Source organism: Amedibacterium intestinale (genome assembly GCF_010537335.1).
Lineage (GTDB): Bacteria > Bacillota_I > Bacilli_A > Erysipelotrichales > Erysipelotrichaceae > Amedibacterium > Amedibacterium intestinale.
In genome coordinates, this window is the sequence record NZ_AP019711.1 from 1,339,048 (window position 1) to 1,364,246 (window position 25,199).

The 25,199-nt window shown below is 33.9% G+C and carries 27 protein-coding genes; 4 read left to right on the forward strand and 23 right to left on the reverse strand.

Annotated features, from left to right (window positions below; translation table 11 throughout):
* Window positions 1-15: 15 nt before the first annotated feature.
* From rlmD to A9CBEGH2_RS06870, 7 genes are all read right to left on the reverse strand, one after another.
* On the reverse strand, window positions 16-1,326 hold the full coding sequence (rlmD, locus tag A9CBEGH2_RS06840; RefSeq protein WP_115715485.1) for a 23S rRNA (uracil(1939)-C(5))-methyltransferase RlmD: 1,311 nt from the start codon (window positions 1,324-1,326) through the stop codon (window positions 16-18).
* Window positions 1,327-1,337: 11 nt separating this feature from the next.
* Complete coding sequence (locus tag A9CBEGH2_RS06845) at window positions 1,338-2,165, reverse strand: YihY/virulence factor BrkB family protein (protein WP_115715486.1); 828 nt, start codon at window positions 2,163-2,165, stop codon at window positions 1,338-1,340.
* A gap of 18 nt (window positions 2,166-2,183) precedes the next feature.
* Window positions 2,184-2,666, reverse strand: coding sequence for a DUF4358 domain-containing protein (locus A9CBEGH2_RS06850; protein ID WP_118277324.1), 483 nt, complete (start codon window positions 2,664-2,666; stop codon window positions 2,184-2,186).
* Window positions 2,667-2,734: 68 nt separating this feature from the next.
* Window positions 2,735-3,124, reverse strand: coding sequence for an Inorganic pyrophosphatase (locus tag A9CBEGH2_RS06855; protein WP_115715488.1), 390 nt, complete (start codon window positions 3,122-3,124; stop codon window positions 2,735-2,737).
* A gap of 12 nt (window positions 3,125-3,136) precedes the next feature.
* Complete coding sequence (locus A9CBEGH2_RS06860) at window positions 3,137-4,159, reverse strand: alpha-hydroxy-acid oxidizing protein (protein ID WP_115715489.1); 1,023 nt, start codon at window positions 4,157-4,159, stop codon at window positions 3,137-3,139.
* Window positions 4,160-4,360: 201 nt separating this feature from the next.
* Window positions 4,361-5,224, reverse strand: a complete 864-nt coding sequence (locus A9CBEGH2_RS06865; RefSeq protein WP_163051755.1) for an aldose 1-epimerase family protein — start codon at window positions 5,222-5,224, stop codon at window positions 4,361-4,363.
* A gap of 15 nt (window positions 5,225-5,239) precedes the next feature.
* Window positions 5,240-6,025 carry a Cof-type HAD-IIB family hydrolase gene (locus tag A9CBEGH2_RS06870; RefSeq protein WP_163104463.1) on the reverse strand — a complete coding sequence of 262 codons (786 nt, stop codon included), beginning with the start codon at window positions 6,023-6,025 and terminating at the stop codon, window positions 5,240-5,242.
* Window positions 6,026-6,402: 377 nt separating this feature from the next.
* Between A9CBEGH2_RS06870 and A9CBEGH2_RS12685 the strand changes: the two genes are divergently transcribed.
* From A9CBEGH2_RS12685 to A9CBEGH2_RS06880, 3 genes are all read left to right on the forward strand, one after another.
* Window positions 6,403-6,882, forward strand: a complete 480-nt coding sequence (locus A9CBEGH2_RS12685; RefSeq protein WP_353511644.1) for a DUF6431 domain-containing protein — start codon at window positions 6,403-6,405, stop codon at window positions 6,880-6,882.
* A 118-nt stretch (window positions 6,883-7,000) separates the two neighbouring features.
* Window positions 7,001-8,401, forward strand: a complete 1,401-nt coding sequence (locus A9CBEGH2_RS06875; RefSeq protein WP_174766936.1) for an ISL3 family transposase — start codon at window positions 7,001-7,003, stop codon at window positions 8,399-8,401.
* On the forward strand, window positions 8,391-8,549 hold the full coding sequence (locus A9CBEGH2_RS06880; protein WP_157964912.1) for a hypothetical protein: 159 nt from the start codon (window positions 8,391-8,393) through the stop codon (window positions 8,547-8,549). The genes A9CBEGH2_RS06875 and A9CBEGH2_RS06880 overlap by 11 nt, the downstream gene beginning before the upstream one ends.
* A gap of 179 nt (window positions 8,550-8,728) precedes the next feature.
* Here the strand turns inward: A9CBEGH2_RS06880 and nagA are convergent, their stop codons facing one another.
* Window positions 8,729-9,868: an N-acetylglucosamine-6-phosphate deacetylase gene (nagA, locus tag A9CBEGH2_RS06885; RefSeq protein ID WP_118277327.1), complete on the reverse strand. Its 1,140-nt coding sequence runs from the start codon at window positions 9,866-9,868 to the stop codon at window positions 8,729-8,731.
* A gap of 197 nt (window positions 9,869-10,065) precedes the next feature.
* Here nagA and A9CBEGH2_RS06890 point away from each other — a divergent pair, with 197 nt between their 5' ends.
* Window positions 10,066-11,265: an FprA family A-type flavoprotein gene (locus A9CBEGH2_RS06890; RefSeq protein WP_118277328.1), complete on the forward strand. Its 1,200-nt coding sequence runs from the start codon at window positions 10,066-10,068 to the stop codon at window positions 11,263-11,265.
* Window positions 11,266-11,573: 308 nt separating this feature from the next.
* Here A9CBEGH2_RS06890 and A9CBEGH2_RS06895 read toward each other — a convergent pair whose 3' ends face one another.
* From A9CBEGH2_RS06895 to A9CBEGH2_RS06965, 15 genes are all read right to left on the reverse strand, one after another.
* A complete protein-coding gene (locus A9CBEGH2_RS06895) occupies window positions 11,574-12,770 on the reverse strand; it encodes a metallophosphoesterase (protein WP_118362140.1) in 1,197 nt (398 codons plus the stop codon).
* A 4-nt stretch (window positions 12,771-12,774) separates the two neighbouring features.
* A complete protein-coding gene (locus A9CBEGH2_RS06900) occupies window positions 12,775-13,236 on the reverse strand; it encodes a putative ABC transporter permease (RefSeq protein WP_163104465.1) in 462 nt (153 codons plus the stop codon).
* A 396-nt stretch (window positions 13,237-13,632) separates the two neighbouring features.
* Window positions 13,633-13,953: a YbjQ family protein gene (locus A9CBEGH2_RS06905; protein ID WP_115716091.1), complete on the reverse strand. Its 321-nt coding sequence runs from the start codon at window positions 13,951-13,953 to the stop codon at window positions 13,633-13,635.
* 115 nt (window positions 13,954-14,068) lie between these two features.
* On the reverse strand, window positions 14,069-14,221 hold the full coding sequence (locus A9CBEGH2_RS06910) for a hypothetical protein (RefSeq protein WP_157964956.1): 153 nt from the start codon (window positions 14,219-14,221) through the stop codon (window positions 14,069-14,071).
* Between the two features lie 128 nt (window positions 14,222-14,349).
* Window positions 14,350-14,703, reverse strand: a complete 354-nt coding sequence (gene nrdI / locus A9CBEGH2_RS06915) for a class Ib ribonucleoside-diphosphate reductase assembly flavoprotein NrdI (RefSeq protein WP_118362142.1) — start codon at window positions 14,701-14,703, stop codon at window positions 14,350-14,352.
* Window positions 14,704-14,846: 143 nt separating this feature from the next.
* A complete protein-coding gene (groL, locus tag A9CBEGH2_RS06920; RefSeq protein WP_115715497.1) occupies window positions 14,847-16,466 on the reverse strand; it encodes a chaperonin GroEL in 1,620 nt (539 codons plus the stop codon).
* A 15-nt stretch (window positions 16,467-16,481) separates the two neighbouring features.
* Complete coding sequence (locus A9CBEGH2_RS06925; protein WP_115715498.1) at window positions 16,482-16,748, reverse strand: co-chaperone GroES; 267 nt, start codon at window positions 16,746-16,748, stop codon at window positions 16,482-16,484.
* Between the two features lie 202 nt (window positions 16,749-16,950).
* Window positions 16,951-18,429 carry a TrkH family potassium uptake protein gene (locus tag A9CBEGH2_RS06930; RefSeq protein ID WP_118277330.1) on the reverse strand — a complete coding sequence of 493 codons (1,479 nt, stop codon included), beginning with the start codon at window positions 18,427-18,429 and terminating at the stop codon, window positions 16,951-16,953.
* Window positions 18,426-19,100 (reverse strand): potassium channel family protein, encoded by a 675-nt coding sequence (locus A9CBEGH2_RS06935; RefSeq protein WP_115715500.1) that lies wholly within the window; start codon window positions 19,098-19,100, stop codon window positions 18,426-18,428. The genes A9CBEGH2_RS06930 and A9CBEGH2_RS06935 overlap by 4 nt, the downstream gene beginning before the upstream one ends.
* Window positions 19,097-19,549: a potassium channel family protein gene (locus A9CBEGH2_RS06940; protein ID WP_115715501.1), complete on the reverse strand. Its 453-nt coding sequence runs from the start codon at window positions 19,547-19,549 to the stop codon at window positions 19,097-19,099. The genes A9CBEGH2_RS06935 and A9CBEGH2_RS06940 overlap by 4 nt, the downstream gene beginning before the upstream one ends.
* Before the next feature lie 2 nt (window positions 19,550-19,551).
* Window positions 19,552-19,932, reverse strand: coding sequence for a tetratricopeptide repeat protein (locus A9CBEGH2_RS06945; protein ID WP_118362143.1), 381 nt, complete (start codon window positions 19,930-19,932; stop codon window positions 19,552-19,554).
* A 213-nt stretch (window positions 19,933-20,145) separates the two neighbouring features.
* Complete coding sequence (locus A9CBEGH2_RS06950) at window positions 20,146-20,847, reverse strand: response regulator (RefSeq protein WP_118277332.1); 702 nt, start codon at window positions 20,845-20,847, stop codon at window positions 20,146-20,148.
* Complete coding sequence (locus A9CBEGH2_RS06955) at window positions 20,837-22,357, reverse strand: ATP-binding protein (RefSeq protein ID WP_115715505.1); 1,521 nt, start codon at window positions 22,355-22,357, stop codon at window positions 20,837-20,839. The genes A9CBEGH2_RS06950 and A9CBEGH2_RS06955 overlap by 11 nt, the downstream gene beginning before the upstream one ends.
* A complete protein-coding gene (locus tag A9CBEGH2_RS06960) occupies window positions 22,354-23,082 on the reverse strand; it encodes a response regulator transcription factor (protein ID WP_174766921.1) in 729 nt (242 codons plus the stop codon). Before A9CBEGH2_RS06960 ends, A9CBEGH2_RS06955 begins: the two co-directional genes overlap by 4 nt.
* On the reverse strand, window positions 23,076-25,046 hold the full coding sequence (locus A9CBEGH2_RS06965) for an ATP-binding protein (RefSeq protein WP_163104467.1): 1,971 nt from the start codon (window positions 25,044-25,046) through the stop codon (window positions 23,076-23,078). The genes A9CBEGH2_RS06960 and A9CBEGH2_RS06965 overlap by 7 nt, the downstream gene beginning before the upstream one ends.
* Window positions 25,047-25,199: the final 153 nt, after the last annotated feature.

A 25,199-nucleotide genomic window follows, 5' to 3' on the forward strand; every position in this document is an offset into this window, starting at 1 on the left:
TTCAACTATATACTTTTATTTTCTAACTAAAAGACAAATGCTTTCGATATGAGATGTATTTGGAAACATATCTATTGGCTGAATACGTTCTACACGATATCGGTTTTGTAAAACAGCTAAATTCTTTCCTAGTGTTGCTGGATTACAAGATACATAAACAATGTTCTTAATTTTACTTCTTAAAATACAATCCAGCATTGCATCATCCAAGCCACTTCTTGGAGGATCCACTACCAGCACATCAATATTTCTTTTCTTAGAAAGATATATAAGTTTATCAGCTGCATCTGCACATAGGAAAGAAACATCTTCACATCCATTTTTCTTTGCATTCTGATTTGCATTCACAACTGCATCTTTAATGCTTTCAATTCCAATAATTTCTTTAGCCTTATCTTTTAAATACATAGAAATTCCACCAATTCCACTGTAAGCTTCTACCAGCAGATTGCACTTAGCAGGAATCATAGCTGCTATATTACGATACAACTGTATAGCCTGTTTCGTATTCAACTGGAAAAAAGAACGTGGTGAAATCTGCAGCTGTATATCTTCAAGCTGTAAAGGAAGATATTTTTCTCCTGCAAGCAAGACAACTTTTTTTCCAAACACTTCTGTTGTTTTCTTTGTCGTATGTACACTTTGCCATAAACTGTACATGCCCTTGATCTGCATCAGTTTCTGTATTAAAGATGCACCAATTTCATTTTCTCCTGTTACCAAGGTACATTGATATTTTCCATCAAAGCCACGTACAATTAAATTTCTTAATCCTTTTTTTGTCTTATGAGAATATGCTTCCATATGTGCATTATTTAAAACTTTCATAATCTCTCTACGGATTTCTTCTAACCCTTTATCATGAATGATACATTTTTTTATTCCCAGGAAATAATTCGTATTTGGTAAAAACATTCCACTTTCTAAATACCCTTCATCAACACCACAAGGCATTTTAAACTGATTACGATAGGCAAAAATATCTTCACTTGGTAAAACATTGCTGATTCTTCTAGGATCTACCTGAGCATATTTAATAAGTGACTGTTTTAAAATCTCTCTTTTATATTCCAGTTGCTTTGGATAACGTACATGCATTAGAGAACAGCCGCCGCATACATGCTGCAAATGACATTTAGGCTGCATACGATCTTTATTTTTTGATACAATCTTTAATACTTCCCCGCGCGCATAGCGTTTATTTTTTTCTGTAATCTTAATATCAACAATTTCTCCAATCATTGCTTTGGGTACAAAAACAGGAAGATGATCAATATATCCTATTCCTTCTCCATTGATTCCAACTTTTTTAATTTCCACTTTCATAATGCTTTCCTCTATTTTCTTTCTATCAGTTTACTGATTTTATGTGATATATGAATTGCTAAATCATAAAATCTTCCATGTTTTAAAGGAAGATGCTGTTCATATCCATATTCATCTTCAATTACTAAATTTAAACAAAAGCCAAAGTAAATAATACACGATATTAAATAGATTGCCAACAATAAAGTTACCAAAGATGCTAAAGGACCATAAACATCCTGATATGATGTAAATTTTGTAACGATCATTACAAATAAAGTTGCCAAAAGCAATACCCCAATGGTAGAAAACATAGCACCTGCCAAACCAAATGACCAGTCACGCTTTCGAAAACTTAAAGTTCGATACATAAAATAAAAGACCAGCAGCATAATACCAGAAAAAATAAACGGTAAAAAATCAAAAAAATTAGTCGCGATATAAGCACAGGCAATAAATAAAAATGCCATCAACACAAAAATAATAACAGATTTTATACGTATTGACCATTTTGGAACTTCCACATGTTCATGAGAAGCACTAATTAGCAGAAAGGAAAAAATACTTTTGCTGGCTAGATAAAACGATACACACATCGTAATGATAAAAGAAGTAATATTATAATCTTTATCTGTGAAAAAAGAGAAAATCTGATCGATCATTTCCGTATTATTATCAGGTATAAAATGCAAGATAAAATTTAATAATATATCTTCAGAAAGATATGCATATTTAAACAGTAAAGCCACGATTAAAACTGAAGGAGCTAATGCCAGTAATAAAGAAAATGCAAGGGAATACTTAAATAAGCTTCCTTCAAACGAGGTAAATTCACGATACAGATATACGAGTTTTTTCATAACTTGCCTCCTATAGGATTATTTCAGGCTACGAAGATAGTTTACCACCTTTTCTGTATCTGTACCAAGAACAAAACAATAATATTGTCCTATTTTCCCTTCCCATGAAGCATTTATACGCTTTTCTAAACCAGGTATTGTATTTTTCCATGTATTGAGTATATTTTCTTTTCGATATGAAATTGCATTTTTTACTTCATCTAATACAGTATCATCTGCCTGAAAAAAGGCAATTTCACCAAGTTGTGGCTTTACTACACTTGAAAATACATATGCCTCTTTCGCATGTGCTACCACAAATCCATATTCTTCTTCTATTTTCGTATCTTCCCATGGAATTTCATTTAACAATTCCATTTCTAATGTTTTATCTGTAATCTGTTTATTTATATTATATATAACTTTTTCTACATTCAGATTTCCTTTTTCAAAACTTCCCATTTTATCACATCCAAAAAGACATAAAAAAGCAAACATACAACAAAACCATTTTTTCAACATAAAAAACCTCCTGTTTCAATGTATGCCCAAATAACAATAGAAATGAAAAAAAGCTGACATTTATCAGCTTAATCATTGCTTGCCCAATAAGGGACTTCACTTCCTCTTCGAATCAAAACAGCTTTTTGAAATTCTGTTTGATTTAAAAATTCCAAAATTTCAAGTTCTTCCTCTTCACTGCATCCAATCAGCAGTTTTACTTCACAATCTTTTTTTAAAATGTCTGCACTGACAACAACAGATTGTACCAGATTTGATTTTTCACTTCCTTTAAATACATCAATAGGAGCCTGATCAGAACCTGTTGTATCACACAAGTAACCATAATCTACTGGATAAATCAGATTGCTGTATTTGTAATGACATGTATTACGTGGTCTATCAACTACCAATTTGCTTGATAAATATAGTGTGTCTAATTTCTGCCAGAAAAAAGCATTGTTTTCATATGCGCTCATAAGTACCCTCCTTTAGAATTTTACTGTAATCTTATCTCTTGTAATGTCCTTAATTGTTTTACATCCAGACATTGCCATAGCCTCTTTTAATTCCAGAGCAATCTTTTCCATATAAATACGAATACCTTCTCTGCCTCCGCCAATTACAGCATGCGATACAGGTCTTCCAATCAATACACCATCTGCACCTAAAGCCAATGCTTTAAACACATCATTTCCAGTACGGATTGCCCCATCTACAAATATTTTCATACGTCCATCCACAGCTTTTACAATTTCTTCCAAAACTTCAATACCAGCTAAAGAATCATCCAGTACTCTTCCTCCATGATTGGAAACAATAATACCATCTGCACCTGCTTCCAATGCTTTTAAAGCACCTTTCACACTCATGATTCCTTTTAAGATAAAAGGCAATGAACAATTGGATGTAATTTCTTTCAAATCTTCCACTGTTTTAAAACCTACCGGCGTTACACTTTTTCTTAAATTCGTTAATCCACTGGCATCAATATCAGAAGCGATTGCTAAAGCATTTGCCTCCTGTGCCATCTGTAAACGCCACTGCATAGCTTCCTTCTCCCATGGTTTCACCGTTGGAATACCATATCCATTATGTTTTTTTACAATACCAGTAGGTCCTGTAAACATTTCATCATGCATTCCATCCCCCGTAAAAGCCAAGGTACCTGCTTCCAGACATCCAGCAACAAGCTCCTCTGTATAAGTTAAATCATCTAAATCTGCCCCATAATTTTGCTTGATTCCACTAATTGGTGCTGCATATACCGGTAAAGATACGGGATGTCCAAAAAAATCTGCATTCGTAGAAATTTCTTCATTTCCTGTTATTGTATCCATCGTAATAAAGATTTCTTTCAACATCTTTGCATTTCTAACAAAAGATTCCCCACTGCCTTTTCCTCCAGGACCTGGGGTTTCCCCTCTGCATGCCAAACCATTGCATACAGGGCAGCAGCGACAAATTTTACATTTTTTTCTAGCTTCTGAATAAACGTCTTCCCATGTTTTCATTTTTACACATCACTTTCTATTGTGTCATTCCTATTATACTGTTTATGAAAATATTTATCAAGGGTTTAAATATACTTTCATTTTTTGTTTCATTTTGTAAAGAGAAACATATAAAAGATGCTTACTGAAATTGCTTTCTTACCTTTCTTTTCCACATCCATTATCTTATATAAAAAGAAGGTGTCTGACACCTTCCATACATTAAAATACTTCTATCGTATAAGCTGTAGTAAATGTTTTTTGAGGAGATAAGATCATAGTTCCTTCACGATGATAAAAATCTTCTTTTACTTCTGAGAAATCTGCATGTCCATACCATGGCTCTAAACAAACAAATGGTGCATCTTTCTTAGCTGTCCATAGTGCTACATACGGATATCCTGCAATTGATATTTTAACACCATGTCCTTTTTTACCTTCCAAAGTTAAATAAGCACTTTTTGTTCCTTTATATATCAATGTTTTATAGTGATCAAATGTTTCATAATCACATGGAATCTCCTGAAGTTCTACATTTTCCAGTTTATATGGTTCTTTTTTCTCCACATCAAATACTAGCTGCTGCATCTTTTCCGGATTTGAAAAACGCATTGTGTAATCTTCAAAACGCTCTTCCTCACATAAAGGGCAATTAAATCCAGGATGAAGTCCAAAACTAAATGGCATTTCTTTATCTCCAGTGTTTGTAATGCAGTAAGTAATCGTTAGTTTATTATCCTTTAATTCATAAGCAATTTCATAATGAAAATCAAATGGATACTGTTTTTTTGTATCCTCATTGCTGTTTAATTCCATTACAACCTGTTTTCCATCATCTTGTCTGCATGTTAATGTAGCATAACGAATCAAGCCATGATTTTTCATCGCATAAGACTTTCCATCGATTGTATAATCATTTGTATAGGTATTTCCTACCATTGGAAATAAAGAAGGATTTTTTCCACTCCAATAAGCTTCATCTCCCTGCCACATATACTGAATACCTGTTTCTTTGTCTGTAAAACTTTGAATTTCGCCACCTTTTTCTACAAAGGTAACAATATAACGTTCATTTTCAAGTTTCATAATTTTCAACTCCTTCTATATTATTTTTAATTCTTCACATATGTTGTACAAGCCATCTTCATCAATATGCGCACATACGCGATCTGCAGCCTGCTTTGCTTTTTCATTTCCATTTCCCATCGCAATGCCTAGTCCTGCTTCTGTTAACATACCTACATCATTGGCTCCATCTCCAAAACATACAATATCATCCAATGAGATTCCCCATTTTTCACATATATAAGCAACTGTTGTCCCTTTATCACATGCTTTCGCAGTAAATTCTAAAACGTTTGCACTATGTTCCACAATATAACAGTCCTGCATCAATTGTTTTAACTGTTCAACCTGATACGCTTTATCAGGATATGCCAGCATATTGAAAACTTCCTCCTGCTCATATGCTTTTACAAGCGGATAATTTAAATACAGTTTAAAAAATTTATCAAATACAGATGCATCACAGCTTTCCGCAAGACAATCCTTGTCATATGTAGAATAGCGAACAGGAATTTTTTCTTTATGACAGTAGGCAATCAGTTTTTCTACTGCAGGTGAATCAATTCCAAATTTTTGAATAATTTTATCATCTTCTATAATTAAAGATCCTCCATCATAAATCTTCACATCAAAAGGATATTCTCTAAAAAAAGAAGGCAGATGTTTTGTTTCATAGCGACATCTGCTTGTCGCAAACCCAACTTTGTATCCTTTTTTCTTTGCTTTTATCAAAAGATCTTTTGTCGATGCAGGAAGATCATGTACACGATGCGTATACAATGTAGAATCTACATCAAAAAATAATGCTTTTATTTGTTCCATAAACACTCCTCTGTTTCGCTTTCCATTATATCATGTCTTACTTTGTATAAAAAGTAAAAATAACAAACTGCAAATTTTTATATAAGCATCATAAAACCAGTCACTCTTCCAGCTTTTCATACAATTATCAATTGATAAAATGTAAAAAAGGGTAATCTAAAATTACGTGGTGTTTGAAAGGACAACACTTTATGCTGTGGTCTTAGTGACTGCAGCTTTTTTCATGCTCTCATCATCTTTGGGGTACCTTTTCTGATATTTCCTCATTATTTCGATCATCATTTATGTTATCATATCTTTAAATCAATATATAAAAAAAAGTAAGAACCACAAAGTTTAGCGACCTAGGTTCTTACTTACCCAAAGCAGGCATCCTTATGATAACATTTAATAACTTTTCTCTCAAGTACATATCTCAAAAATCTTATGATGACTATATTTCTAAGATCGAACTTTCTTCCATCAAATGTCCAGGCTGTTCTCATCTTGGATTTCATTTTCATGCTTATTATAAAAGATCTTTGCTTACACATGATGGTATTATTACCTTAAAGATATGCAGGATTATTTGTCCTCACTGTCACAAGACTCACGCCATCCTTCCTGTTTCTTTAATTCCTTACACCAGACTCCTGGCTTCTGATGTAATAGAAATCATTCTCGATCACGATACTGATAAAGATCATTCTAACCTTTTTCTTGATCCAGTTTACTTTTACTCCATCTTTCATCGATATCATTCCTTTTTACTGAATATTTCCTATTTCCCTTCAATTACTGATTTTTTCGTCTTTCATATTCATAGATTTCATAGAAATTTTGCTCAGTTGCGCGGCTTTCTTTTCATTCCCACATAGGATTCCTTTCCTGCCTTCCATTTTGCCTTCATAATGACACTGTAATGATCATTATAGACTGGAGGTTGATGAAAACATCCATTGTATTTTCAGTTCTTGATGTTTTCTTTTGATTTTTATGAAAAACGATACTACTTCTGCGTCCATCAGTGACGACTATATCCTTCATCTCTTTCATCTCCAGAAAGAACAGATAGATTCTTTCCAGGTAAATCATCAGGATGATGGTGTTCATGTAAGGATCAAGCTTACCCCAAAGACTACTTCATGTCCTGTCTGCGGCTTTCCCACTTCCAAGGTAAAAAGCTATGTACATAAACGCATAACACATTCCATGCTGAATACGGAAGCCTGCTATATCGATTACCAGGCCAGACGCTATATCTGCCCTGCATGTAATAAGACTTTCTATGAGGACAATCCTTTTACTTTCAAGGGAATGAAGATCTCTTTATTGACCGTATATAATGTCCTTCGAGATCTGAAAAACCCTGCCGATACATTTAAAAGCGTTGCACAGAGAAATCATATATCCTCTACTTCTGCCATGTCCATCTTTGACAGGCATGTCCAGATATCCAGAAGAAAACTTCCTGAATATCTGAATATCGACGAAGTCTACAGTTTCAAATCTGAAAACAGTTCCTATGTATGTGTCCTTCTGGATTTCAACTCCCAAAATGTCATCGATCTTCTTCCAGGCAGGAAAAAGTCCGAACTCATCAATTACTTTTCTTTCATTCCCCGAGAAGAAAGATGTGCTGTAAAGGCCGTATCTATTGATTTATGGGAAACCTACAGGATCGTCGCAAAGATGATGTTCCCCAATGCTGCCATAGCTGCGGATAAATTCCATCTCATCCAGGAACTGAACAGAAGAGTAGACAAGGTGCGTCTGCGTACGATGAATCAGTTAAAGAACTATAAGCTCATGGATCTGAAAAATGCAGATGCAGCTTCGATAGAAAAAGCTGAAAGAATGCGTAAACAGTATTACCTTTATAAAAAATTCAACTGGCTTCTCTTCACAAACGATCCTGCATATACAGATCCAAATAGAGAAAAGAAATATAATAAAGTACTTCAGGGATACTATAACTATAACGATATCCTGCATTATATGTGTTTGTATAACCCTGAACTTGAAGAAGCCATGAATCTGAAAGACAGGATGATATATTTCTATAAGAACAGTGATCTTGATAATGCAAGAAAAGATATCAATGAACTGATCAGTGCTTTCAGGGATTGTAAAGTACCTGAAATATCATCCTTTGCGAATACGATGACCAGATGGAAGACTGAAATAATAAATTCTTTTATCGTCACGAATGAACATGGAAGAAAGATAAACAGCGGGATCATAGAAAACAGAAACAGGACGATCAAATGTATCAAGCACAATTCCAATGGATATACCAATTGGAAACGATTCCGAAACAGAGTGCTTTATGTACTGAATAAAGATACCACTTATCACTTATACCCTAAGGAAGGAGAAAATGAAAATGAACAATAAAATTTATTACCAACGTAAAGAAAGATGGCTCAAAAGAGAACTTTACATTAAAAAGCAGCGCCTTATGATGCTGGAGCTGGAAGTAGAAAATCTACGATTGAAACTTCTTTTGGAAAAAGAAAAAAACAAAAATATTCTTCCATTCTGATATTAAAAACGAGAGAGCTGATCAGCTCTCTCATCCTTTACATCTTGTTTTCAATAAACATCTTTGGGGTACTGATGCCCACAAGTTATTTTATTGTCCTTTGTTAGTTTTACCACACGTAATTTTACAAAGCCTAAAAAAGATGGATATTTTCTCAAATATCCATCAAATACATAATTTTAAAATGCTTCTTTTCCTTTTACATAAGTCATTTCAACAGAATAATCATCATTTAATACAACAACGTCTGCATCATATCCTGCAACTAATTTTCCTTTACGATCATCAATTCCTAAATAACGTGCAGGATTAATTGTACAAGAGTTAATTGCATAATCCCATGGAATCATTGCTTTTTCTACCAATACTTTTAATCCCTGGTTTACTTTTAATGTAGAACCAGCCAATCCTTTTGTTGTTGTCAAATGTGCACTTCCATCTGGATAAAGTTCAATTTCATTTCCACCAAACAATACCTTTGTACCTACAGGAAGTCCTTTTACCATCAAGGCATCTGTTACCATGATCGTATAATCACGTCCTTTTGCCATAAACAAATCATTTAAGGCTTCTGGTGTAGAATGGTTTCCATCACAGATGACTTCTCCAAATACATCGCGGAAACGCATTGCAGCACCTACAAGACCTGGTTTACGATGATGGAATGCAGTCATACCATTAAAAATATGTGTCATTCCTGTTGCCCCATGTGCAATTCCCATTGCAGCCTGTTCAAAAGTAGCAGCAGAATGTCCCATGCTTACACGAATACCATTTTCTACGCAATATTTTGTTAATTTGAAATCATCATCCTGCTCTGTTGCCATCGTAATAACTTTAATCAATCCATTTGCTGCTTTTTGATAGCGTTTGAACTGTTCTACATCTGGTTTTACGATGCACTGTTCTGGCTGAGCACCTTTATATTCCATATCTAAATAAGGTCCTTCAAAATGAATACCTACGATTTCTGCACCTTCATATCCTTCTTCTACAACTTTCGCAACATTAGCGACAGCTTTTGTCAATACTTCCTCTGTTTGTGTAATTGTAGTAGGACAGATAGAAGTAACACCTTCTTCAGGAATATGCTTCATCCAGTTACGAAGTCCTTCTGGTTCAGCATCATTTGTATCAAAACCATATGCACCATGTGTATGTACATCAATAAATCCTGGAACGATTCGACGATCCCCATAATCTTTATCTACTTCTTTTGTACCATATGAAAAAATATTTTTAATTTTTCCATCTTCCATTTCAAGCTGTGCTTCCATAAAATGTCCACACACCCAAACTCTTTTACTTTGAATAATCATATGCAACCTCCTATTGAATATCTCTATATTTATTATACTCTTCTCACCCTCTTTGTAAATCCGGAAACACTTTCATTTTTCAATTTGTACATATATTCCGTTAAAAAGTGCAAATGCGTAATTTTTGTAACATAAATGAGCATATGAATAGACAGAGCACTTCTTTCCATTATATAATAGATAAGAGGTGAACGAAAATGAAAAAGGCTATACAAATCAAAGAAAATATATATTGGGTAGGTGTACATGATTTTAACTGCCGAAAATTTCATGGAGAATTATTCCCTATTGAAGATGGGACTACATATAATGCATATCTAATCGTAGATGAGCAAGTTACATTAATTGATACTGTTGAAGAAGAATTTTTAGATATTATGCTGGAACGTATTCAATCTGTTATTGGAGATCGTCCTGTTGACAATATTATTGTTCAGCATGCGGAACCTGATCATTCCAGCGGTTTCTTAAAAACGATGCAGAAATATCCTAACGCTGTTCCTTATGCCAGCAATGCCGGTGTAAAACACATGCTGGAACAGTATTTTAAAGAATATGCATATAATAAAGTTAAAACCGGTGATACATTATCTATCGGAAAGAATACATTAACATTTGTGGAAATGCCTATGATTCACTGGCCAGATAATATGTTAACCTATCTTCCAGAATCTAAGATTGCATTTTCAAACGATGCATTTGGTCAGCATATTGCCAGCTACAAGTTATTTGATGATGAACATAGTTTAGAAACATGTCTGGACAAAGCGAAAGATTATTATGCAAATATCGTTATGCCATATGGATTGCAGGTAAATAATAAATTAAAACAAATTTTAGATATGAATCTTGAATTTGATATGATTGCTCCAGCACATGGTGTTATTTGGAGAAGTTATATTTCAGAATTGCTGGAAGCATATAAACAATTCGCAAATTTCTCTTCAAAAGATAAAGTGGTAATCGTTTATGAAAGTGTATGGAAACACACACAGATGATGGCAGAAGCATTGGCAGAAGGAATTGGAAGAAGCGGTGTTGAAGTTAAAGTATTTAAAAATTCAGAAACTTCTACATCTCTAATTATGAAAGAAATACTGGATGCAAAAGCAGTTCTTGCCGGAAGTGGAAATTATAATAACTGCATGGCTCCAGGCATGGCAAGTTTCCTTGAAAAACTGGCAAGCTGTAAAATCAAAGGAAAGAAAGCTTTAGGATTTGGTTCTTATGGATGGGCTAATGTAGTCACAAAGGAAATCAATGCTCGTTTAGAAAAAGCAGGTTTTGCTCCTGTAGTTGATGAAAGTGTTACAGTAAACTTCACACCAAGCCATGATGATTTGAATGCATTAGAAGAACTTGGTGAAAAAATCGCTGACGCAGTAAAAAACATGTAATAAGCAGCAGAGAAATCTGCTGTTCAGGTTGTTGACAAACTATATATTTTGAAAATATATAAAACCAATTTAAAAAAAGTGGTAGAAAGATTCCTTTTACTAGGTGATTTTTGGTAAATGATAGCTTAAAATCACCTGTTTTTTATACAAAAGTGGGGATAAAAAAAAGACCGAATGACAAAGTCTGCTCAAAGAGCGACTTTGTCAACGGTCTGAGCAGCAGAGAAATCTGCTGTTTTTTTTCATGTAAGCGAAAAATAAAAGACATTACAGAAATCAACTCTATAATGTCTTTTACTTAAATAATCTTATTTTTCATTAAAATGCACCAAAATACTGCATATTTCACTCTTCGTTCCAACTCGCATATTTGGTCCAAAAAGCCCAACTCCAGATGTTACAATGTTGTGCATTGTACCTTTCTGCAAATAACCATAAGAATTTTCCCACATTAGTTTTACAAATAAATTCCCAGGAAATAACTGTCCATCATGCGTATGCCCGCTTAAATCCAAATCTACACCAGCATCCGCCATTTCCTGCAATTCTTTCGGCTGATGGTCAATCATGATAATCGGCTTTTCCCTATCCATGTTTTTTGTAATTTCCATCGGTGATTTTCTTTGCTTTTTCGTATTTCCTCTTTTATAAGCATCTGGTCGTCCATACACATAAAAAGAATTATCAATTAGTACACCCTCATCTTTTAATAATTTAATTCCAGCTTTTTTTAAGAAATCATCCATTTCTTTACTGCTTTCTTTATGTTTATCATCATCAAAAGTAAATCCTGCCAGTATTTTTTCTTCTACATCATGATTCCCATAGCAGGCATAAACTCCATATGTACTTTTTATATTTCTTAACGTTTTTGCGATTTCCTCTGGCTGGTATACTGCTGCATATTCATTATCAAAAATATCTCCTGCAACCACGACCAAATCTGGTTTCTCTTTGTTTATTTTTTCAACCATTTGTTTCATATGCAAATTTCCAATATTATAGCCTAAATGCATATCTGCAACAAGTACAATGCGTAAATCTTTTCGATTCTCAACCGTTTTATTTACATTTACTTCATAATCGGTTGTTTTTATCACACTGGCATTGTATACACCAATACCGCTTATAAGCACAAGAATACAAAGACAAAGTGTTCCAACAAAAACACAGCCCTTTCTGGAAAATAAGAATTCTTTGCGAGAAAAAGAAATCTTTTTTAAAACTATACGAAGAAAATCCACAATAAATAAAATTAGTAGAATGTATAAAAGAATACCTAGCCAATAATTGCTAATTACCTTTAAAAATTTATGGAAAAAGTTTTGTGGAAACAACATAGAAGTTAGTAAAGAAGTAATTACAAACAAATAAACAACTCCTATGATTCCCTTGACCAGTGGTTTATCAAACAGCAAATGACAATGCTTTAGCCAATGTGTCCACCGTTTCCATATATACCAGCATAATATCAAATAAACAGGAGCTAAAAACAACGCTAACATAACATCACCTCTTCACACTTATTCCTTCTCCCATATTTGGGTTCGATAAAGAATAGATTTGATCTGCTCCATATATACATAAAAAGGATAGACATACCATAATCAGCACCTTTTTTGATATCTTATGAAGAAGATTATCAATACAAGGAGCAAGAAAGTAAACAATAAACAAGCTTCCCAAACCAAAAGCAAGCAGACCTTCTGCGCAAATTCTTCCATGAAGATTCAAAAAATAATCACTGTAATCCCACCATCTTACACCATTATGCATACGTTCCAATACATACGATGCACCATATTCTACAACACCACATACAAGCATGGCACTCAAAAATTCAATAAAAGGCTTTTTACGAAATTTCTTTAGTAATATCAATATCAAAATACTTCCACTTCCATAAATAGGCAGCCATGGACCATGCAAAATACCTCTGTTTACAAATTCCTGATATCTAAAAAGATGCAATCCAACTTCCCAGATTCACCCTAAAAAAGACATAGCAAAAAATATGATAATTAAAGATAATATAGAGTATGTTCGATCATAGTGCAAATTTTTTATAACAAAATTTTTAATTTTAAAAGTAGATATACCTTGTTTCAAGTCCGTTGCATCTAACGAAGGTGTTCCCTCAATTCGCATACCCCTTTTATAAAATACATTACTTTTTATATAACGTATATTTCTATTTAAATATAACATTACCCTTTCCATACATTTCACCGCCTTTATAGAAGCATTTTTCTACTTTACACAATTATTTTATAATTCATTTCTAAAAAAAATCTAAACAAGTTCAAAAAAATTATATAAATTTAAAAAAGCACTCTCATCTTTTACAAGAATCAAGTGCATTTTCTCTTATTTTGATTCTATAAATCTTACAGCTGTACCATAAGCAATGACTTCGGCTGCACCACCCATGATAGCACTGGAAGCATATCGGATATTCACAACTGCATCAGCTCCTAGATTTTCTGCCTCTTCAACCATTCTGTTTGTTGCCAGTGCTCTTGCCTCATTCATCATTTCATTATAAGCTTTAAGTTCACCGCCAATAAGTGTTTTTAGTCCTTGACTAATATCCTTTCCTATATTTTTTGTTTGAATTGTACTTCCTTTTACCAATCCCAGCATTTCAAATGTTTTACCTGAAATATAATCCGTATTTACTAAGATCATCTTCTTCACCCTTTCTTTTATAAACACTCTTTGACAACATGAATCCAAAGATACAGCAATCCCGCTGATCAAAATTATCTTTTTTCCTTGCGATTTCTTTTCATCGTGTATACAGTTAATAGAAAAATTCTGCAATAACAAAAAGAACAATTATCAAAAAACCTATTCCAGCAATTATAAATTCACCTTTAAATCGACGTAAACTATCTTGGAGTTCTTCTTGTTTAGCGACCCATTTCTTATTTAATTTCTTATAACTTTTTGACATTTTGCTCACTCCTTTGCTAAGTAATCCTTCCTCTAATTTCATACTACTCTTATGTAATATTCTTGTCAACTAGCATTCGTTCCATAAAAAAACCGCTACTTATTTCATAGCGGTCTAACTAACTATATTTATTTAGAAAGCAATTCCTGAATTGCGGTTACATCTTCCTGTGTTCCTGCTCCATCTACTTTGTATAAGCATGGAACATTGTATTCTTTAGCGATGATATCTCCTGCAAAACAGTAAGTATCCGCATGACGTTCCATACTACCCGAAACAACAACACCTTTTAGATGTGCATGTGTATTTTTCAAAAATTCTTCTACGATTGCAGGTACGATTCCATGTCCATCTGTATATGTAAATAGAACGAAATCTTCGTTTACCTCTAAATCTGCTGTTTCTATCTTAATAGCTTCTTCTGAAACCATTTTTGCTAGTTTTTCAACTTTTCCCATTCTTGATGCATAATATATTTTCATAAGTATTACCTCCATTTATTTTACACATATAGAATAGCAAAAATAGTTATATTTGGCAAACATTATGCTCATACATAAATAAAAACTCACAGCAAGGTTTCAATGCATATACCTTACTGCAAGTTTGTTTAATTTATTTATGATTAGTACATTCCACCTTGTGGCATTGGAGGAAGTGGTGCTTCTTTTTCTTTCATAGATGCAACACCTGCTTCAGTTGTTAAGAATAAAGCAGAAATACTTGCGGCATTTAACAATGCGCTTCTTGTAACTTTGGTTGGATCAATAATTCCTTTTTCAAACATATTGACCCATTCTCCAACTTTCGCATCAAATCCAACATTTTCTTCTGCATGTTTTTGCTGGTCCACGATATCTTCCGCATTGTATCCAGCATTTTCTGCAATCTGTGCAATTGGTGCAAGCAATGCATCCATAACAACTTTAATACCTTTTTGTACATCTACAACATCAGATTTTAGTTCATCTTTTAAGGCAACATAAGCTTCTACCAAAGCTGCTCCTCCACCGATGACAATACCTTCAGATACCGCTGCACGAGTTGCATTTAATGCATCTTCAATACGAAGTTTCTTTTCTTTTAATTCACTTTCTGTGGCAGCACCTACTTTAATAATAGCTACTCCATTGCTTAGTTTTCCTAAACGTTCAGCATAACGTTTCTTGTCATAATCACTCTTGCAGTTATCCATTTGCGCCTGAATTTCATTGATACGTGCCTGAATTTTATCACTATCACCATTTCCACCAATTAAAGTTGTATTATCTTTGGTAATAACTGCTTTTTTCACACATCCTAATTCTTCCAGTTTCATTTCTTTTAGATCCATATTTAAATCTTTAGAATAGAAAACTGCACCAGTTAAAATTGCGATATCATTTAAAATATCTTTTTGATTATCACCAAAGCCTGGAGCTTTTGTAGCAACAACATTAAATGTTCCACGAAGTTTATTAACTACCAATGTAGAAGTAACTTCATTTTCAACATCATCGGCAATCATCAACAATGGCTTGTTAGCCTGTACAACCTGTTCCAGTAAAGGTAAAACTTCCTGAATATTATTGATTTTCTGATCCGTTACAAGAACATATGCATTTTCAAGTTCAGCTTCCATCTTTTCATGATTACTTACCATATAAGGGGAAACATACCCTTTATCAAACTGCATACCTTCACTGATTTCTAGTTCTGTATCAAAGCCATTTGATTCATCAACAGATATTACACCATTTCTTCCTACTTTATCCATTGCTTTCGCAATAATCTCACCGATTTCTTTATTACCGCTGGAAATACCTGCAACACTGGCAATATCTGTATTGGTTTCCACTTTGCGGCTCTTATTTAAAATATGATTTGCGACTTCTTTACTGGCAAACTCAATACCTTCTCGCATCAAAACTGGATTTGTTCCTTTTTCAACTTGACGAAGTCCATTAGAAATCATGCTTTGTGCCAAAATCGTAGCTGTCGTTGTTCCATCACCAGCTGTATCATTTGTTTTATTCGCAACCTCATATACAAGTTTTGCGCCCATATTTTCAAATTTATCTTCTAATTCAATTTCTTTTGCGATTGATACCCCATCATTGGTAATAAGTGGTGACCCATATTCTTTTTCCAATACAACATTACGACCTTTAGGTCCAAGAGTAACACGTACAGCATCTGCCAAAGTATTAACTCCTTTTAACATTGCATTTCTTGCATCTTTAGAAAAACGTACTTCTTTTGCCATATCCATTCCTCCTCGTTAAGCTAATACAGCTAAAATATCTTCATCTTCTAAAATAATATATTCTTCATCATCCAAAGTAACTTTTGTACCTGAATATTCTTTATAAACTACTTTATCATTCACTTGTACATCTGCTTTACAGTCAGGCCCAATAGCCACTACGACTGCATAGCTTGGTTTATTTTTTCCATTATCAGTTAAAATAATACCACTTGCTGTTGTTGTTTCTTTTTCCTCTTTTTCTTTTTTCAAAATCACATTTTTGTGTAACGGCTTTAACATATTAGATTCCTCCTTTAAGCATTAGCACTCTTAGCTTATGATTGCTAACAAGGTTATTATACACCTTTCTAGCACTTATGCAATAGGAGTGCTAAACTTTTTTGATTTTTTTATTTCTTTCTTCTTCTATCCGTAAAAATTTTATAATCTTAAAAAAAAGGAAGAAACACTTCCATTCCTAAGTCTTCTTCCTTTCTAAAACTTATTTCTTCCATTTCAAACGTATAAAACTTCGAGCATAACTATATAATTCATGCACACCAATAAACACAATAAATATTTCAAGCCTTCCCATAAACATACCAATAATTTCAACGATTAATGTAGCCATATTGGTTGCAGGTCCTGTAATTCCAATAGAAAGTCCTACGGTACCAAGACTTGAGGCAAAATCAAACATCGCAGATGTTAAATCGCAATTTGCTGTTATAGACACCGCAATAGTTCCAATACAAAACAAAACCAGATAACAAACGAAAAAACTACTTGTATTTTTAAGCAAACGATCATCTACCTCTTCTTTTCCATGGGCTGTTATATAAGTTATCTTTCGAATGGAACGAGCAGGTTTTAATCGCATCCTTATATCATCTATGGTTGAGCGAAGCATGATATAAATACGTGTCAGTTTTAATCCTCCTGCTGTAGAACCAATTCCTCCACCAATCAGCATCATTATGATCATGATTCCAAGAGCTGCCTGTGGCCAATCCTGGTAAGGCATTGTTGAATAACCGGTTGTTGATAAAGCGGAAACAATATTAAATAAAGAAAGACGAAGACCTTCTGCCAGATTAACATACAACCCATATGTCAAAATAAAAGCCGTAACAGGAACAAAGACAATTAAAAGCATAAAAAGGAAGCGTACTTCACTTACTTTTATAAATTGCATGATTTTTCCTTTCGTCAAAAGTAGCAGTGCCGCAAAATTCGTTGTTCCTACCAGCATCTGGACAATTGTCACAGCCTCTATTGCAGGACTGTCATAATATCCGATACTATCAGCTCTTGTAGAAAAACCTCCAGTTGACAAGGAACACATCGTATGAATGATACTATCAAACAAATTCATTCCACATACTAGATACATTAGTACTCCAACTACCAAAAAGCCACAATACATTATACAAATCGTCTGTGCCGTTTTTCGTATATTTGGCAACAGTTTATCCGGATGACCTTCCGCACTATACAATGCCATGGCCTGTTTCCCCTGTACAAAAATAATCATCATCATAAGAAAACCAAGTCCACCGCAAAATTGCATAAATCCCCTGTGAAAAAGAAAAATATAAGGAGTTGCTTCTACATCCATAACCGAAAGGCCAGTTGTCGTCCATCCGCTAACTGCTTCAAAAACAGCCTGAATTGGATTTAGCAAGCCAGAAAGTACAAAAGGCAAAGCTCCCATAGTAATACCATAAACCCATGCAAACAATACGGCAAAACTGCCAACTCTTAAATTATCTCGAAATCCACCTTGCGATTGTTTTACATGAAGATACTTGCATAAGAAAAAACCAAATACAATGGAAAGAATGGAAGGAATTAAAAACGATGGAATATACTTAACTTCATCAGGATAAAAAGGAAGAATCAGGATAGGAACTGCTATTAAAACACCAATGATTACCGCTAATTTCCCATAGTGATTCCCATATTTAAATGCTAATTTCATAAGTTCTCACTTCCATTTAGAATCTGCATAGCTTTCCGTTCTTTATCTTTTGCCGCAATCAGCACGATATTATCATGTTCGAAAATACAAGTATTTCCTTTTGGTACAATACTTTTTCCATTACGTAAAATGCATCCAATAATAACACCATCAGGCAAATGCAAATCCTGTATACTTTTCCCTGCTGCTTCAGACTCTTTTGTGATTATAATCTCACTGATAACTACATCATCACTGGATAAAGGAATCGTCATCGCAATATTTTCCACAAATGCCTGCTGTTCTATAATACCGGTAATAGCTTGTGTCGTACAAACAACAGAATCAATACCCATTTCATAGAAAAACTTAGATTTCCTAGAATCACTTACAATAGAAACTGTACGTTTTACATGAAATAGCTTTTTACAAAGTTCACATACAACAAGATTGCTGTCATCTCTTTGAGTCAAAGCAATTGCTATATCTGCATTCCATATATCTGCATCCTCTAATACATAAGGCTTTGTGCCATCCCCATATACAACATGCAAATCATTGATTTCCGCTAAAATCTGACAATTTTGATAATCCGCATTAATCGCAGTAACTTCAAACCCTTTCTGAATCAAAGAATAAGCCAAGGAACGTGCCTTGTGAAATCCTCCTATCAAGATAATTCGCTTCTTCATTTTGTATCCATTCCCTTCTCTTCATGTAGAATCTTTCCTACTTCAAACATAGTCAACAATGCAGGACACACAACATGAATTCCCATATCCTGACAAATAAATTCCCTGTGAGAATCATATAAACGCATAATTACTTTTTCACAATGGAACCATTTTTTTACAAGCTGAGCCGCTAGAATATTTGTATTGTCATTGTCTGTTACAATTATGACTGCACTTGCTTCCTGTACCTTTGCATCCTTTAGCACTTCAATATCAGTTCCATCTCCTAAAATCGTTAATCCTCCAAAGGATGAAGGAAGTTTGCGAAAGGATTCTTTTCGATCATCAATGATCAATACATTTCTATCCTCATCTGATAAAGTACCGGCTAAAGAAGCACCAAGTCTGCCGCATCCAATAATAACTGTATAATCTTTTGTTTTCTTTTTTCCTATTTTAAATTCCATTGCTAGTCCCTCTTTCTTACGATATGTCCAATACCCTGTTCATCATATTCAACAATGTAGCTTCCTTTTTGCCTTTCATCATCTTCATCTCCAAACAAAAGCTTTTTCCCTGTAGGACGAAATGCACAAAGACTATCAATATTTTTACGAATACTTGTATTCTTGGGATCTAACGCATAAGCTGAACGAAAATGTTTCATTGCTCCTACCCTGTCATTTTCTATTTCTTTTACGATTCCCATCAAATTATGAGGTATCCCTGCATCTGGATGCTGTGCCATTCCCAATGCAATTTTTTCTTTTGCTTCACTTAAGCGTTCCTCTTGAATGAATTTCCTTATATCTGCACATAATTCCCTAAGTTCTGTTATTTCATCTTTCATATATGTCACTCCTCAAAGTTCCTTTTCTTTTTACATAGATATTATATAAAGAAACCTGTGAGATGGGTGTGAGATGTCAAAACTCTTTGTGAGAATTGTGTGAGAAAAAAGGATATAGGTAGATATTATCAGGAAAAGATATGTGTTTCTTATCTAAAGCTTTATAAGTAATTCAAAAAAAGATTATGTCTAGCATAGCATAATCTTTTTTACCTATTCATCAACCAGTCGATACCCAACACCAATTTCTGTCATGATATAGCGGGGTCTGGCAGGACTATCTTCAATCTTACGACGCAATGCCGCCATCAAAGCACGCAGTGCCTGTGTATCATTTCCATAATTTTTACCATAAACTTCCTGAATAATATAACTCGTTGTTAGAACTTTTCCTATATTTTTAAAGAATACAGATAAAAGGCGATATTCCATTGGTGTTACATGAAGCTCTTCCCCTTTTAAATATACCAAATGTTTAGAAAAATCAATCATCAGCTCTCCTACTTTTCCATTTTGCATAACTTCTTCTTTACCAATTTTTTCCAGATGTCGAAAAGCTACACGAATTCTTGCTAAAAGTTCAGAAGCAGAAAATGGCTTTACAAGATAATCATCTGCCCCATAATCCAGTGCCTTTACTTTTTCTTTATCTTGATCTCTTGCGGATACAACAATAATAGGAATATCCGAAAACTCTCTAACCTTTTTTATAACTTCCATGCCATCTGCATCAGGAAGTCCAAGATCCAGCAAAATCAAGTCCATTGGTTCGCTAACGATTTCATTCATTGCCTGTGCCGCATTTTCTGATGTCAAAACCTTATACTTTTCATTTTCCAATGCAAAGCGTATAAAATTTCGAATTTGAATATCATCCTCTACAATTAAAATGACAGGTTGAATTTCATTCAACATAAACATTCTCCTTTCTTGGAATTACAAAAGAAAATCTTGCCCCATCACCATCTTCTCTGTTTTCTGCATAGATATTTCCCCCATGTGCTTCAATGATAGATTTACATATAGTTAACCCAAGTCCTATACCCATAGATGCATCACTATGCTTGCTGGAAGTCGTATAAAACATTTCAAAAATTCTAGAAATATCCTGTTCAGCAATTCCTTCTCCTTCATCTTCCACACATACCTTTACCTCTGTTTTGCTGCAAGACACATAAATAGAAATCGATTTATCTTTTGGTGTATGCTTATTCGCATTATCCAAAAGATTTAAAATAACCTGTTCCAGCAGCTTTGCATCTGCATCAACAATGACAATATCATCTGGAAGCTGTACTTTTACTTCTCTTTCTGAACGCTTTTCAAACTGATATAAGGCAACACCAACAATTTCATCCATTGACTCGCTTTGACAACTCATCTGCATTTTCCCTTCCTGCAGCTTAGTAAGACTTAAAATATTTTCCACAAGGCTATAAAGCCATTGTGCATCTTTATAAATACCATCTGTGAGTTCATATTCTTTTTCTTTGTCGTCAAGCATCTTTTTCAACATTTCACATGTTCCCATAATTCCTGCAAGCGGTGTTCTCAAATCATGAGAAATCGCTCTTAAAAGATTTGCACGATATCTTTGCGCATTTGCCTCTTCTTTGAATTTCAAATGCTTTGCATCTGCCTGGATACGTTCCATCGCCAAAGCGATACAATCCAGCATTGAAGTTAATACCTGTAAAATATTGTTATCAAGTATAAAGCTGTTTTGTATAGGAATACGCATAATACCTAAAACTTCTTTACTTCCTTTAATTAAAAATTCATAAAAACCCTCTGTAACAAAATAAGGTTTATCATAATCTTTTAAAAACAAAAACAAGTCATCATATTCTGCAATTTCTTTGTATACAAAACCTGTTTCACTTTTTTTCAGATAGGTATCTTTCAAAACTCCCTGTTCATCCAAATGTATACATCCTACATCAATATGCAGATATTTATTAAAAGAAACAATTGAGCGTTTTGCGACATCTTCCATATCCTTGGCATGATTCAATTCGACCATAAGCTCTAGTAAAACCTGTTTTTCATCCGCATTTTTTTGTGCAATCTTTGCACTTTGTTTCATTTGAACTGTCAATGTAGAAATAATAAAAGATACACAAGTCATAATCAAAAACGTTACAAGATAACCTGCTTCATTAACATTTAAACTGTAGTATGGCTGTGTAAAAAAGTAATTAAATAAAAAAGTAGATGCTACTGCAGAAAATAAACCTGCTACATGTCCATTTCCATATTTCGCTGATAAAGCTACCGCCAGCAAATACACAATAACGATATTTGATTCCTTAAAATTCCAGGCTTGAAACAATAAGCCAATTCCTGATGCCACGATAAGCAAAAAAATACTTTGAAGAATAGAGACAATCAGATTCCAGTGCTTCCTTACTCCTTTTTGTTTCATTTATTTTCATCCTCTTTTCTTAAGCGAAGCATTCGATACCCTATTCCAATATGTGTTTGAATGTATCGCTCATTTGTATGATTTCCTTTTTCAATCTTTTTTCTTAAGGATGCCATATACACACGTAAAGATGATAAATCACTTTCCAACGCATTGGTCCATACCTTATCTAAAATATATTGATGTGTTAATACTTTCCCAACATTTTTAGAAAGCAGACATAAAAGATGATACTCAATCGGCATTAAGTGTATTTCCACACCTTCAACATAAACGGTAGCACTTGTATAATCAATTTTTAAATTTCCATTTTCAAATACAGTATTTTCAAGATTATTTTGATTTTCCAGATATTCCGCTCTTCGAAGCGTAGAGCGAACGCGTGCCAGTAATTCTTCAACAGAAAATGGTTTTGTTAAGTAATCATCTGCTCCTGCATCCAGGGCTTCAATTTTATCCTGATCATCGTTTCTTGCGGAAATTACAATGATTGGCATCATGGAAAATGAGCGAATTTGACGAATTACTTCAACCCCATCCATATCTGGTAATCCCAAATCCAAAAGCATCATATCTATTTTCTTTGCCGTCGCAAGAAGCAAAGCCCCTTTCCCATCTACAGCCGCCTCATAATGATAAGCATTTGCCTGTAAGGTAGTTGTAATTAAATTTCGAATGGATGCATCATCCTCCACTACTAAAATACCTTTTTGATTATTTAACATAATGTAATCTCCTCTTTTCTTAAATAAATCTGGAATTTTGCCCCATGCGGTTTACAGTCATGAACTTCTATTCTTCCATCATGTGCCAACACTATGGAACGACATAAGGAAAGTCCAAGTCCCATACCCCTTCTTCCATCTACTACTTTTCGCTGGGCAGAATAAAACATATCAAATATATGTTCTTTCTCTTCATCGCGAATGCCTGCCCCATCATCACAGACTTCAATTACACATTCTTCCCCCAAAGCAAAAACTTTTACATTGATGATAGATGTCTCATAAGAATATTTTACCGCATTATTTAATAGGTTTGTCAATACCTGAATCATTAATCTGGCATCCATTTTCGCTGCCAAAATTTCATCCGGTTCTTCATAAAGGAATTTCTGCTTTGGTTTTGTACGAATATGTGATATTGCTTCTTCTACAACATCAGAAACAATTTCTGTTTGAAAATTTAACTGCATCGTTCCATTTTCGATTCTTGTTACAGACAATAAGTTTTCAACAAGATTAATAAGCCATAAACTATCTTCCTGAATATCGGTATACATACGTATTCTTTGTTCTTCACTCATTTCTTTACTATTCAACAACAATGCGGAAGCATTCCCACAAATACTTGTCAAAGGTGTACGTAAATCATGAGAAATGGAACGAAGAAGATTGGCTCTTAGCTGTTCCTGTTTCAATTTTGTAAATGCATCATTTTGTTTCGCAACAAATTCTTCTTTTTCCATCGCTAAAGCACACTCAGAAAGCATCGCAAGCAGCACTCCTTCTTCAAAGGAAGAAATAGGTTCTTTCTCCATATCAATACCTACGATTGAAAAAATCTTTTCTCCATTGCGAACGGTTAAAAATAAATATCTAGAGTCTTTGCATATATCTGTAGCATATCCTGTATGTCGATTTAATTCATAGGCTTGAATCGCAGCCTGCATTTCTATAGAGGATAGAGGATGAAATGCTTTTTTTTGATAAACACACTGTTTAGGTTCATAATGGTTTGGATCTCCCATAAAATATAGTACGTTTTTTTCTAGCAGATGGGAAATCTGCCAGCTCATTTTCTGCATGACATCTTCCATGTGAACAGCTTTTTGAAGCTTTTGGCTTGTCTCCAGCAATAACTCTGTTCGATTTGCTTTCAAGGACAATACACTTGCCATATTTTTCATTTTATGCGTAATTGACGAAATCAGAAACGCTGTGATAAACATTACAAAAAATGTTCCTATATAACTTTTATCATATACCTTGAAGGTCCATACAGGACTTGTAAAAAAATAATTAAAGGCAAAAACTGCAATGCCGCTGTACAGAAAGCAAATAAAGGACGATAAAATAGAAGAAGTAAAAATTCCCGTTAATAAAACACCAACGATATACATCATTATAATGTTGATATCTCGAAATCCCCATGATTCCATAAAAAAGCCGCAAAGCGTTACAAAAGCTAAAATAAAAAAAGCAAGCAAAACATCCTTTATGATTCGTATAGATTCTTTCCTTTGTTTTTTCAAAAGCAGACTCTCTTCATCATTGCTTTGTTTATGCACATAAATATCTGTATCTGGTATTTTTTTTGCCAGTTTGCTGGCAATCGATTCCCTTTCAACAAAACTATGTCTTTTTTTCAGGCTATTTCCTAGTACAACACAATCCACTTGGTTTTTCTTTACAAAATGTGCGATCTCTGTAACAACATCTTTCCCATATATGCAGAAAACCTGTGCTCCTTCTTTTTCTGCCTGTGAAAGATTCCACTCTAATTCCTGTTTTTCCTTTAAACTCAATCGATTAAAATAAGAATTCTTTTTTACATAGATAGCTGATAAACATGCGTGATTTCGCATAGCTAGATCAGCAGCGCTCAAAATTGTTTTTCTTGATAATTTCGAGGAAGATATACATATAAGAACATGCTGTATGTGGTTATTTTCTAAATTCTTTTCCATAACATTCTCCATTTTTTATTTCTATATATCTATTTTATCAAAAATTGTTTATTTGCTTTAGATATTCATATTAAAATTGCATTAAAATCATGGTTAATTTCTATTTTCATGGAATTTTCATAGTAGAATAATATAAAAAGCAGAAAGAAGGAT